The following is a 13788-nucleotide window of genomic DNA, read 5'->3' on the forward strand; positions in this document are numbered from 1 at the left end:
GGAGAAGTATTTTGACAAAAATCATGAATATAATGATTTATGGTTGTGCTATAAGAGTGGCTTGATATTCTCTGTGTATCAAACATTGTTGAAGAACGTATTGCTTTTTCTTGATAGTTGTTTTGTTTCAAAAATACTTGCTCTTTTGGTGCGAATCTTATTCTTATAGCTTATGCAGTTTTCACCAGAACAGGATAAGGCGTTGAAGGCTGTTGCTGCTTGGTTGAAAGAGGGACGTTCTCCAATTTTTCGCCTTTTTGGCTACGCAGGAACGGGAAAAACAACGCTTGCTCGTTATTTTGCGGAAACAGTTGACGGTTCTGTTCAATTTGCTGCATTTACGGGTAAAGCAGCACAGGTTTTACGCTCTAAGGGTGCGAGTAATGCTTGCACTATTCATTCTTTGATTTATTGTCCACGTGGTGAGGAAGAAGTTTCCGATGAAGTCACGGGAAAGAAGTCTATAGCACCGACATTTGCATTGAATAGAAGAAGTGCAGCTGCACAGGCTAAGCTCATTATTGTCGATGAGTGTTCAATGGTGGATGAGCAATTAGCGCGTGATTTAATGAGCTTTAGGACACCAATTCTTGTTCTTGGTGATCCAGAACAATTGCCTCCTATATCAGGAGGTGGTTTTTTTTCTAATGGTGAACCGGATTTTTTGCTTTCAGAAATTCACCGACAAGCACGTGATAATCCGATTATCCGTTTAGCTATGGATGTGCGTGAAGGGCGCGATATTGCCTATGGAGATTATGGGGAAGCTCGTGTTATCACCCGCAAAGAGGTGGATCAAAAATTGGTTTTGGATGCTGATCAGCTTTTGGTCGGGATTAATAGAACGCGTCACCTTTATAATAAGCGCCTGCGTGAGTTGAAGGGGTTTACAGCAGATTATCCACAAGCTGGAGACAAGCTTGTTTGTTTGCGTAATGATCCTGCTAAAGGCTTGCTGAATGGCTCTTTATGGAAAGTTCTAACTTCACAGAAAGAAACTGTTAAGCCAGGTATTAATCTCCTTGTGAAGCCAGAAGAGAATGAGCGGGGAGTGACAAAGATTAAGCTTTTAAAATCATTGTTTGAGAATCCTGATAATGAAGTTTCATGGCAATTAAAAAAAAGATACGATGATTTTGATTATGGGTATGCATTAACTGTTCATAAAGCGCAAGGATCTCAATGGGACAATGTTGTTTTATTTGACGAAAGTTTTGCATTCCGTGATATGTATACGCGCTGGCTTTATACTGGAATCACGCGTGCTGCAGAGTGTTTGACGATTGTTCGATAGAGAAAAATATTTTTAATCTGGAATTATTTTTTTCTGCCTTTAGAATTATTATATGATAATGGGAGTGGATATGGCAGTAAAACTTTCGGTTAATCTCAATGCTGTAGCTGTTTTGCGTAATCGTCGGAATCTCCCGTGGCCAGATATTAAAAATATTGGTTATATAGCGCTTGCCGCTGGAGCAGCAGGTTTAACGGTTCATCCGCGACCAGATGAACGGCATATTCGTTTTTCTGATTTGCTAGATATATATCGTTTGATTGACAGCACTTTTCCTACTGCAGAGTTTAATATTGAAGGTTATCCAACTGATAGGTTTTTGAATTTAGCAGAAAAGTATGCTGACCAAATTACTCTTGTTCCTGACGATCCAGCTCAGTCAACCTCTGATCATGGTTGGGATTTTGCTCATAATGCTGAGTTTTTAGCGCCCATTGTTCAGCGCTTGAAAGAAAAAAAAATTCGTGTGTCTTTATTTGCGGATCCTGTTATGGATAATCTTGATATTGCTAAAGCAATTGGTGCTGATCGCGTAGAATTTTATACTGGGCCTTATGGTGGTGCATTTAAAGATAAAACAACGCAGGATAAAGAATTGGATAAGCTAACTTTAGCGGCAAATAAAGCTAAAGAATTACAATTAGGTGTCAATGCAGGTCATGATTTAACGATTACTAATCTTTCTGCGCTTGTTAATCGCATTCCTTGGCTTGATGAAGTGTCTATCGGTCATGGGCTTATTGCTGATGCATTAGAATATGGAATGCATGAGACTGTCAAACGTTTTCTCCAATTATTGTTGTAATTTTGTTCTTTTTTTAAATGTTGTAGATGATGTTTTATAATTTTATAATAGTTTGATTATAAAAATTGTGCATATAAATAATATTTACGTCTTAAGAATATTATTTTATTATTCAAGACTCTCTGTTTATCTTATTTTTTAGCGCATTAAATGCTTTTATATAAATCCTATCAAATTATAATATAAAGGTGCTTAACTCTTTTATGTGATCTTTAAAAATAAGGGCAGAAGCTGAAGCTTTAAGAATATTATTTTTCTAAAAAATTGCGTAAGAGACTGTGCAAGTAATGTTTTCATCGCGCAGTAGGTGGAATTGATCTTTTGTGCTGAAATGTAAAAAGCTAATTTGCTCGTTTTTATAATTTTCCTTGCTATCTGCTTTAATTTTGTTCATGTTTAAAATTTTCATAAAATGTTTTAATTTTAAATAATACAATGGTTGATTATGCAAAACAAAGAGTAAAATTTAAAAGTATATATTTGAAAAATAGTATTGTTTTGTATAATGCATTGTTTTTTTGAAGTATCAGCTGAAATTTACTTTTTTATATAAGTATATTTTTAAAGTTTTAGGCATGATTTTTAATGCAATATGTTAATTTTAAAGATTATTTAATTTCCGTGTTATTATGAATAATAATTTGGCTATTCATTATGTGTAAAGCGGTGAGGGAAGGTTTTGGCTTTATTCAATAAAAATATTTAAAATTTAGCTTAAATATAAGTATAAGGAAGTATTTTCATGCGTGTTTATTATGATTGTGATGCGAACGTTAATTTAATTAAAGAAAAAAAAGTAGCCATTGTTGGTTATGGTTCTCAGGGGCGTGCGCATGCTTTGAATTTAAAAGATTCTGGTGTTAAAAATGTGCAAATTGCTTTGCGCTTAGGGTCAGCGACAGCTAAAAAGGCTACCGCAGATGGTTTTGAGGTTGTTAATGTTGCTGAAGCAGCACGGTGGGCAGATCTTATTATGATGGCTACGCCTGATGAGCTACAGGCTGACATTTATAAAGAGCATATTCATGATCATTTACGTGATGGGGCGGTGATTGCTTTTGCACATGGTTTAAGTATTCATTTTGGTTTAATTGAAGCTAAAAAAACAGTTGATGTTGTAATGATTGCTCCTAAAGGTCCAGGGCACACGGTTCGTCATGAGTATCAACAAGGAGGTGGCATTCCTTGCTTAATTGCGGTTGCACAAGATGTTTCGGGACATGCTCACGACATAGCATTATCTTATGCTTGTGGTCTTGGTGGCGGGCGCGCTGGTGTCATTGAAACAACCTTTAAAGAAGAATGTGAAACAGATCTTTTTGGTGAACAAGCTGTTCTATGTGGTGGGCTTGTTGAACTTATTCGTGCAGGTTTTGAGACATTAACGGAAGCGGGTTATGCTCCTGAAATGGCTTATTTTGAGTGTTTGCATGAGGTAAAGTTGGTTGTTGATCTTATGTATGAAGGTGGTATTGCAAACATGAATTATTCAATTTCCAATACAGCTGAATGGGGCGAGTACATGTCTGGTCCACGCGTGATTACTGATGAAACTAAAGCAGAAATGAAACGTATTTTGAAAGATATTCAGACAGGTAAATTTACATCTAATTGGATCAAAGAATATAAGGGTGGTGCGGCTCATTTTAAAACTATGCGGCGTTTAAATGATAGCCATCCCATTGAAGAAGTTGGCAAAAAACTCCGTGAAATGATGCCTTGGATTAAATCTAACGCTTTGGTTAACAAAGAATATAATTAAATTTTATTAGAGTATAGATGCAAATACTTCAAATAAAAAGGGCAATCTTATTGCCCTTTTTATATGTTTTTTCGTATAAATTTTAATTTTTTAGTTTTCAAAAAAATTCTTTTTTCCAAATATAAAATACATGATTCCTAAAAAAACAAACCATAATGGAGTGTATTTTAAAGCTACTAGAGTGTCAGATTCTAACGTCAACAAAGAGATAATGAAAGTGAAGAAGACTAAAAGAATCCAACATATGGGGACACCTCCAGGCATTTTATAGATAGATTCAGCATGTCGTGTAGGATGATTGCGGCGATAAACAATATAACTTACCAAAATCACAGACCATACAAATATAAACAATATTGATGCCATGGTTGTTACGATCGTAAAAGCACCTATAATACTTTGAGATAACGATGAGATCGTATATCCCAAGAAAAGGCACGCGCAAGAAAAGAATAATGCATTGGCTGGAACATGATTTTTGGAAAGTTTTGCAAAAAAATAAGGAGCTCCTTGTTTTGTTGCAAGTCCATATACCATACGACTGGTAGAAAAAATACCACTATTTGCGGAGGATGCAGCTGAGGTAAGAACAACAAAATTTACCAAACTCGCAGCTATGGGAATGCCAGCAAGCCAAAACATTGCAACAAATGGGCTTTGATCTGGAATGACTTGATTCCAAGGTGTAACTGACATAATAACGATAAGAGAAAATATATAAAAAAATACAATACGAACAGGTATTGCATTGATCGCCTTAGGCAGAACTTTTTTAGGTTCTTTGACTTCAGCGGCAGCTGATCCAGAAAGTTCGATACCAACAAACGCAAAAATGGCAATTTGAAATCCAGCAAAAAATCCTGCAATGCCTCGAGGGAAGAGGTTTCCACCATTCCAAACGTGTCCGAGAGAGGCAACTGTACCATTTGGGGAGGTAAAACCGGTAAAAATCATATAAAACCCAACAATAATTAATGCTAAAATTGCTATGATTTTGATGAGACCAAACCAAAATTCAAGTTCACCAAAAAGTTGTACAGCTAGAAGATTAAATACTAAAAAGAAGATGACACAAGCTAAAACAACAATCCACGGATTAATTGAAGGCCACCAAAACTGTGCATAACTAATGATAGCAATAATATCTGCGGTTCCGGTTACAATCCAACATAGCCAATAAGTCCAGCCAGTAAAAAAACCAATTCTTGATCCTAGTAGATCAGCGGAAAAGTCAATAAAGGATCGATATTGCATATTAGAAAGCAGTAACTCACCCATAGCGCGCATCGTAAAATAGAGAGCAATGCCAATAATAGCGTAGACCAATATAATTGAAGGACCAGCAATACTAATTGTTTTTCCTGATCCCATGAAAAGACCTGTCCCAATAGCACCACCGATCGCGATAAGTTGCACATGGCGAGCATCTAGTCCGCGATGTAATTTTTTGCGCTGAGTTTTGTCTAAATTTTGTTTATAATCCATTTTGGGGAAGTTCCCTGTAATGATTTTGAGAATAAAATTATACTAAAAGAGGTAATTTCCTATATGGAAGCATGATAAGAGTGAGTCGTAAAGGATAAAAACATTTTAATTGATTTTTATGATTGTAAAAGAATGCTTTAGAAGCTTTAAACTGCAATGATAAGATTATCGTATAGTATCGTTTTAAGTTGTTACAAAAGAGGTTTTTGTCTTCCCATTTAAGTTATCTGCATGGCTTTATTTTTTTAGAGCACAAGCATTGGTGTTGAGAGGAGGGGGTGTGAGTGTGTTTTGAAAAAACGAATACAAAACCTATAGCAAAGATAGATTTGCCCCTCTGATCTAAAAAAGTTTTTAAAACAATAAGATGTGAAAATTAAGTAAACCTTAAGATCCAAAAAACACAAATATAAATACCTTGAAAAAATAGAGTTAAAAAAGTTACGCTGCTTTGAAGATGTTTATTTACTATTGTTTCAAGGTTAATGTATAATTGTAGGCAAAATACAATTTTGGAAAGGAAAGGTTGTTATCATTCATTGTACGATTTAAGTGCGAATTCCTGAAAGAGATACCCAACGTGTAGCCAGTCAAGTTATTTGGATGTTTGATTTATGAGTTATTAATGTTGTGAGAGTGCTGATAACTCCTATAAGTTGCTTCATAAATGTTATTTAAGCTTAATACGAAGATAAGTAGCAGGCCTTATCTAATGTGGTGAAGGCAATTGAGATTTAATTCTGTAAACAGAATATTCGACGATTTGTATGTGGATGATTGGAGGTGTTGCTGCTTTAAAGCATTATTTCAAGCATGAAATAAAGGGATGGCATTATAATCTTTTAGATATAAGATCGATTATTATCAATTTTTTCTAAAGTTTAAATTTCTATAACCTAATTTTTTAATAAGATATCCTAATTTTGTTACAGCAAAGATTTATGAAATATACTTTAATTATAATATATTATAGATAAATTGTTACATATTTGATAAGATCTAATTGTAAATATTTTGATCATGAAAAATTCCATTTAAATACTCTGCTGTTCTTAGCATTCTTTCATATACAAAACTATAATGATGAGTGGCTTTATTGCTTTTCTTATTTACAGTAGAAATTTTATTACGCGAAGAGCTTGATAAGATAATATGATGCATCATGATCAATTAATGTTTTCGTTGTACATCTGATAATCCCTGTACTTTGATACTTTTATATCTGGCCAATATCGATTAGATGCGGTTTTATTTCCGTTTTTGATGCTATTAAAAGTTTTGATGCTATTAAAAGAAAGTAAGTCTTATGTGATTGTTGTTAAAACAAAATAATGTGTATTTTACTCTTATTATGCATGTATAGATATGAGTGAAGAAAATTGACTATATCATTTTCATTGTTTATGAAATTTGGTCAAGCTATCAATTGACCGAAGTGTTTTCTGTTGAAGTTGATAATCTTATAAAGAGCAGGAAAATTTTGCTGATGTTACTGTTAGCAAGGTATTTTCGTTAATATAAAAATTCTCATCTCTTTACAACTGATTCATTGGCTTCATGGAGCTTGTGAGCTCTCTTTACATAAATAATTGTACCGTTCTTTAGAGTAAGGGATAAATTTTCTGCATTCTTAAAAAGATTACTTAAATGATACGATTATCAGCAGATTCCATGAACATAATGAGATATAGCGCGTCAGTAGAAGAGATAGCTACATTTAGTAATCATTTTATAAAAAGCCTCAAATGAATAGGGCTTTATAGAAGTTGCAATGGTTAATATTGGCAAAGCATTTTACTAGTTAACATCAACGTTTTTACCTTTGTCAGCATATTATTGACATCGAAAAAAGGTAGATCAGTATTATTGAGATTATTAGCGATCTTTTCTGTTGACTGAATAATATACTCTATAATTGTTTTTTACATCATAACTAAATAGTTTTTCCCTGTAATTATGTTATGTGTTTAGTGATTTATTAATGATAAGAAATCTTTAGTAAAATATGCTGTCGACAGTTTTCATTGTTCAGATATATTTATTACATTTTTGATGCAGTCAGGAATGCTTATTTTCAAATATTTTTTGGTTAAAAGAAGAAATATAGATTCTATAATATCCAATTAATTGGATAAATAACGAGCATTAAATTTTTATGCTTTTTCTTAGTTATATCAATTCATTTTTAAATATTGGTCTTTTTTGTGTTTGTCTGCTGTTTTTTTAATAATATTGAAAACTCCTCAGGTAGCTTTTATTACTTTAGATTTTGAGGATGAAGACATCTTATCAATCTGATGGAGATTATTCTGCATAGGAAAAAGATGTAGGTTGATAAAACAAATTATTGATTAGGAAATTATTCAAATGATCCTACGCGTGTGTGATCTGTATGTGTTTTTAGAGTTAAAATGTTTTTTCTAATTGGATTAAAGATCGCATAAATAAGTACAGATTGATGAAAAGTAAAGATTATATAGTTTTCATCAATTTTAGCTAAAACTCTTAAGAAGTATACTTTTCTAAAAATTATGCTTTTACCTTGGAGGCAACAAAAGAACTTCTATGATTGAGAACAATCAGAAATGTATGATAGTATTTTATGAATATAAAGGAATTGCCAATTTTATAGAGATAGTCCTTATTACAAAAATAATTTAAAGAAGGAGATGATTTTAGTTACATGTTCTAACCCGTCACTAGTTTCTTTTAGAAAAGTTAAAACTTTTTCTTTGTGTTTAAGACAATCTATCCATTTTGCTTGAATAAGAGGATCAACAGATTTTTTGTTTTCTTCTGTTAATGTTGTTAAATTCGATAACTTTTCACAAATAATTCTAGGGAGTGTGTTGCTATTTATTTCATTGCGCACAGAAAATAAATTTTCGTATGCTTCTTCGTTAATAAGATAAGGAGAATGAGTTGAATAAATCACTTTATTCTTTTCTGATTTTAATAAATTATTTAAAGAATTCAGAACCTTTTTTTGTGAATCAATATGTAAATGGCTTGCTGGTTCATCTAGGAGAAAAACAATTCCATTTTTATTTCTGTTAGATTTTGCACGGATTTCAGTAAGAAGCTTAAAACAAAAGAACCAACGAAATCCCTTGCTTTTTTCATGCAAAGAAAAATATCTATTATTTGATAGAATGTGCAACTGGAAATCCATAGCCCAGTTACTGCAATTATTGACTCTCTCTAAAGAATAAAAATCAGATTGCTTTTTATTTTCAACAACGTCTGACCAATTTTCTCCAATTATCGAATTTAAGTAAGAATTGATAGCGCTTAAATTTTGACGAACAGCATCCTCATCAGTATAATCAACAATGCTTTTCTGGAAGTCAATGTTACAATTCGAATTTTCATGAGACGCGTTATTGCTATTTTTATAATAGCATCCTATGAAGATATCATTGATAATTGCCTGCCATTGACGATTTTTTTCTGATTGCAAGAATTCATCTTCTTGGATAATTAAGCTAGCATTGTCAGAAAAAGCACTCTTCAAAAATCTAATTTTATCAGGAACTTCACAAATAAAGTCACCGTGGTAAATAATTTCAGGTATAGATTCTTTTATCCATTCCAGAATTTCATTTTCTTGTTGTACCTTTCTGCCGTTGACTAGTATAGAATAACCATAACATTTACTATTATTAAAATGGTATGCAAACGATACTTTAAGCGTTTCGTTATTTCCTTGGGAAATATTTTGTTTTCTTCTCTGTGTTTTTTCTTCATCTGCACTATAAGAAAGATATGCTGTCAGGGTAGTATCATCATTAAAATAAGGCACTTTAGGACGCATAGAAGTGATAGAATCTTCGTTTAATATCTCTCCAGAACAAAGACGATAAATTAAACGAATACCTTCGAGTATTGTTGTTTTTCCTGCTTCATTATCCCCAATAAGAACAAAAGGAAAAAAAGGATTCCCATCTGTCATATCTATTTTTATAGGATCTGAAATTCCTCTAAAATTTTCAAGCTCAAATGCAGTGAATTGCATATTATAAAATCCCCAATGTATATATTATTAAATCTGTTTTGATTTTTATAAGCGTTGTTATGTAAGAAGCAAGCTGTTTTCAGTTTTTTTATACATTTTTAATTTTTTGCATCGAAATGTATGAATAATTTAATAGGGATATTTAATGAAATAAAATAGATTGAAATTATAAAATATATTAAGAATAGTGAGAGCTATTTTGTTTTACGATTTCATGAATAATCACGGAATAAATATAGTCAAAATAGCTTTTTTTATACTAAATATAGCAAAAGAGCTTTTCATAATTGAGGGAAATAAAAAAATATAGGCAATTGATTTTTTTATTTTAAACATTAGAATAGTGTAATTAAAGCCAAATCAGATTTAAGAAATACCTTAAATTTACAAATGGATTGATTGCCAAACAGTTTTCTACGTATTTTAAAGGTTTTGATTTATTTTATGCTTATATAGTTGATTAGTGTGGCTATGCTGAAAATGAGGTATATCATGAGAGGGATGTGTCTCATTCCTTTGGCGATTCTAATTATCACAATTACGATTTTTAGCAGAAAGAGCATCTTTTAAAGGGTTTTCAAAGCTCTTTGAAAAATCGATTGGTATAAGATTTAGTGTAAAAGTATAAAATACACCACTGACTGGTTACAGTTCTGTAACTGACGAATTTTTTATTGAAAAATTGCTAAATTATTGATTTTCTTGGTGGGTGATGAGGGAATCGAACCCACGACCCGCTGATTAAGAGTCAGCTGCTCTACCGTCTGAGCTAATCACCCACAGCTATTTAAAAGATAAGGATAAGCGGTTCTATAACGTTCCTAAAGGAAGATGTCTAGATGGTTTTGTTATTTTTTACATAAAACTAAAGTCTATAGTTATATTGGCTCTACAGTTAAAAATGTGCTACTTTGCCTCTTGATCTTATACGAAAATGAAACCATTATATGAATCCTTATAAATAAATGTTTCGATTATGATGCGAAACTGGAGTTGGAGGATTATCGAGCGTAATGCCCGAGAAAAATTCAGAGAGACCTTCTTGTGGTTGCAAGGAGGGAGGGTCGTTTTTTTATTTTGTAAGTTTACTGTACTTTTTTATAAACTTTATAAATAATCATTTATGTATTTATGTGATCTTTTGCAGCTTTTTTCTCTTGAACTCAGCTTCTTTACGTTTAACCTTATTAATCAATTGTGTAAATGAGAGCCTATGAATTTGTTTTGCCAGCCGTGCTCATTTAAGTTTTTTAAGGCCTTTTTAAAGGGTGAACTATGATGGAATGGATCGTTGATCCTCATGCGTGGTTTGGTTTGGTCACATTGATTTTTCTCGAAATTGTTTTGGGAATAGATAATCTTGTTTTTATTGCAATTTTAGCAGAAAAATTGCCGCTACATTTGCGTGATCGCGCACGCTTAATAGGTTTAACTTTAGCATTAGCTATGCGGCTTTTCCTTCTTACGATTATTGGATGGGTGATGAATCTCGATACAATAATTTTTTCTGCTTCATCTTTTATGTTTAGTTGGCATAGTCTTATTTTGATTGGCGGTGGAGCTTTTTTGCTAGCGAAAGGAACGCTAGAGTTACATGAAAGGTTAGAAGGTACAACGCATAAAAAAGAGACGAACCTTGCTTATGCCGTTTTTTGGCAGGTTATTGTTCAAATCGTTGTGCTTGATGCAGTGTTTTCTCTTGATAGTATTATTACCGCAACAGGTATGATTGCCAAAGAGCAGGCAGCAGTTATGTACATGGCTGTTATTGTTGCTATGGGTATGATGATATATGGCTCAGGCACACTTATGCGTTTTATTCATCGTCATCCCACTATTGTGATTCTTTGTCTCGGTTTTCTAATGATGATTGGATTTTCTCTGATTGTTGAGGGGTTTGGTTTTCATATTCCAAAAGGGTATTTGTATGCGGCTATTGGTTTTTCTATTCTTATTGAAGCTTTTAATCAAATTGGACGTCGTAATCGTGAAAAGATGATTACAACAAATGATCTACGAAGTCGAACAGCTGACGCTGTTTTAAGGCTTTTAGGCGGTGGAAAAAAGGATGGCAGTCTTAGTGATACTGTAGATGTTATTGCTGAACAAGCGGCTGCTTCGAAAATTTTTATGCCAGAAGAAAAAGAAATGATTCGTGGTGTTCTTGATTTAGCTGACCGTCCTGTGCGTTCTATTATGTCGCCGCGTAATGAAATTGAGTGGTTAGACTTAAATGGTGATGAAAATGAAATGCGTAAAGAATTACAACAATTTAAACATAGCCGTTTAATTCTTGCCCGTGAAAAAGTGGATGAATTTGTTGGCGTTGCTTTGACAAAAGATCTTCTTTTGAATTTAGCTGAAGGAAAAAAGATTAATTGGAAAAAAGCTATGCGTGAACCGCTCGTGGTTCATGAAAATACCAGTGTTTTACGATTGATGGAGCAATTGCGGCGTTCTTCGATTCAGCTTGCAATTGTTGTTGATGAGCATGGATCTTTTGAAGGAATTGCAACACCTACGGATATTCTCGAAGCTATTGCAGGTGATTTTCCTGATGATGATGAAGAACCTGTGATAGCAGAACAGCTTGAAGATGGAAGCTTTCTTGTTGAAGGATATGCAGACATTCGCCGTTTAAGTGGTTATCTTGAGCGTAATCTTGTTGATGAAGCAGACCGTTATACTACTTTAGCGGGATTTATGCTTTGGCGCTTTGGTTATTTGCCGAATGAGGGTGAAAGTTTTGATACTGATGGTTTATGCTTTAAAGTTATTGAGATGGATCGTCGAAATATATCTAAAGTCCTTATTTCTCGACTTGCTTTTCAAGAAGATGCGGATCATTTAGATAAGTAAAAAGTGAGAAAATGCGTTATTATGCTATTATAGCGCTACAACTATTATAGTACATAACAGCTATGTAGTATATGGAAGGTTTATAAGGGTTGTTCATTTAATTACGTTACATTATTTACAAGCTCTTAAGTATGCAGAGTGCTGTATATGCCTAAGATTGCATTACAATAAGTAAAATAGATCATTCTTAATGATCTATGAGGGGGGGTTAAGAAAAAAATGATATGTAATCGTTTATAAAACAGCTATTCATAAAAAAATGATGATCGCATTTATGTTCTTTGTGCATTGGGGAAGGGAACATATAAATTTTGTAAAATTATTGTTTGCGTTTTTATAGAGAAGTCGACAAATTTACAAAAGTTTTCTCCGTCTTTTATACAATTTTATTGAATAGATCGATGAAAAAATTTTTCAAGAAAAATTAAAGTATCACTGTATTTTAATAAAATTTGTATCAAAATAGAGGCATTGTAATGAAGAGACTAATACTAAATCAAAAAATGCAACAAAGCACTTATCGCAATTGCATTGATTTTCTTGTTTGGTAAAATTTTACACAGCTATTGTTATTTAGATGCGTGCGAAAAAGAATAGTGAACCTTCTTTATTTGAGTGATATTTCTTGTGTTCGTTTCCAATATTGCTGGAATTCAAAAATTGCTACAACGAATAATGAGATGATGAATGGTATGATCAAATAAAGCATTCTAAATACAATGAGGGCTGCGATTACATCGGTTGGATCTATATTGGGCATACCCGTTATGAATAGGGCTTCAAGAACACCAACGCCTCCTGCTGGAGCATTAGAGAGAAGGGTTACAGTAAAAGATGCAAGAAAAACACCAAGAACAGAAATAAAAGAAATATCGGCGCTGTAAGGGAGTACAGCGTATATAATTCCTGCTGCTCCTAAAAGTTCTAGAGGGCTAATGAGAAGTTGTTGAATGACTATTTTTAGCCGTGGATAAGAAAGTTGAATTTTTTTCCCAATGCGTAAAGGTTTTAATTGGAGCCAGCTGCCAAAACTATAGAGCGCTACGCTGCTGAGTAAAATTGCACCAATCATTGTTCCGAGCCATTTGGGAAGATTCCCATAAATGAGAGTGATAATTTGGGGGTTAAGAATCAAAACGATACCAAAAAGTAAGATTGTGCCTATTACAAAAGTAAAAGAGCAAAAGCCTACCAATATCGCAACTTCTGTTCCATTTAATCCTTTCATTTTATAGGCGCGATAGCGCACAATAGCACCAGAAAAAACTGAAGCACCAATATTGTGTGAAAGTGCGTAAGTGGTAAATGAACATATAGCAATAAAAACCCAAGAAATTTTATGACCTAGGTGTTGTAAAGCAATTCGATCATATCCGGCAAGAGCAGCATAAGCTATGAGAGAGCATAAAATGGCTAAAAGCCAATGCTGTGCACTTAAATTGCTTAAGCGCTCTAGTACATCACTAAAAGAAATAGCAGATAGTTTTGTATAAAGAATGCGGATAGATATCAGCATTGCTAAGATACCGATAAATGGCCATATAAAATGCTTTATTTTCATGCTTTTT

The 13788-nt window shown here is 33.2% G+C and carries 7 protein-coding genes and 1 tRNA gene; 4 read left to right on the forward strand and 4 right to left on the reverse strand.

Going from position 1 to position 13788, the window contains the following annotated elements; translation table 11 throughout:
* The first annotated feature begins 172 nt into the window (after positions 1–172).
* From V4B18_RS03920 to ilvC, 3 genes are all read left to right on the forward strand, one after another.
* The gene (locus tag V4B18_RS03920; RefSeq protein ID WP_455475185.1) at positions 173–1294 is read left to right on the forward strand and encodes an ATP-dependent DNA helicase; all 1122 of its coding nucleotides are present in this window, start codon (positions 173–175) and stop codon (positions 1292–1294) included.
* A 70-nt stretch (positions 1295–1364) separates the two neighbouring features.
* Positions 1365–2099 (forward strand): pyridoxine 5'-phosphate synthase, encoded by a 735-nt coding sequence (locus tag V4B18_RS03925; protein WP_455475186.1) that lies wholly within the window; start codon positions 1365–1367, stop codon positions 2097–2099.
* 742 nt (positions 2100–2841) lie between these two features.
* On the forward strand, positions 2842–3861 hold the full coding sequence (ilvC, locus tag V4B18_RS03930; RefSeq protein ID WP_455475187.1) for a ketol-acid reductoisomerase: 1020 nt from the start codon (positions 2842–2844) through the stop codon (positions 3859–3861).
* A gap of 90 nt (positions 3862–3951) precedes the next feature.
* Here the strand turns inward: ilvC and V4B18_RS03935 are convergent, their stop codons facing one another.
* The 3 genes from V4B18_RS03935 to V4B18_RS03945 all read right to left on the reverse strand — a co-directional run bounded on the left by V4B18_RS03935 (position 3952) and on the right by V4B18_RS03945 (position 10140).
* Positions 3952–5346: an amino acid permease gene (locus tag V4B18_RS03935; protein WP_455475188.1), complete on the reverse strand. Its 1395-nt coding sequence runs from the start codon at positions 5344–5346 to the stop codon at positions 3952–3954.
* 2644 nt (positions 5347–7990) lie between these two features.
* Entirely contained in the window at positions 7991–9361 is a 1371-nt protein-coding gene (locus tag V4B18_RS03940) for an AAA family ATPase (RefSeq protein ID WP_455475189.1), read from the reverse strand.
* Between the two features lie 703 nt (positions 9362–10064).
* Positions 10065–10140, reverse strand: a tRNA-Lys gene (locus V4B18_RS03945).
* A gap of 496 nt (positions 10141–10636) precedes the next feature.
* On the opposite strand from V4B18_RS03945, the gene V4B18_RS03950 reads away from it, so the two are divergent.
* The gene (locus tag V4B18_RS03950; RefSeq protein ID WP_455475190.1) at positions 10637–12220 is read left to right on the forward strand and encodes a TerC family protein; all 1584 of its coding nucleotides are present in this window, start codon (positions 10637–10639) and stop codon (positions 12218–12220) included.
* 607 nt (positions 12221–12827) lie between these two features.
* On the opposite strand, the gene V4B18_RS03955 is transcribed toward V4B18_RS03950, so the two are convergent.
* A complete protein-coding gene (locus V4B18_RS03955; RefSeq protein ID WP_455475191.1) occupies positions 12828–13781 on the reverse strand; it encodes a lysylphosphatidylglycerol synthase transmembrane domain-containing protein in 954 nt (317 codons plus the stop codon).
* Between the last annotated feature and the right edge of the window lie 7 nt (positions 13782–13788).

The organism is Bartonella sp. B17 (genome assembly GCF_053795755.1).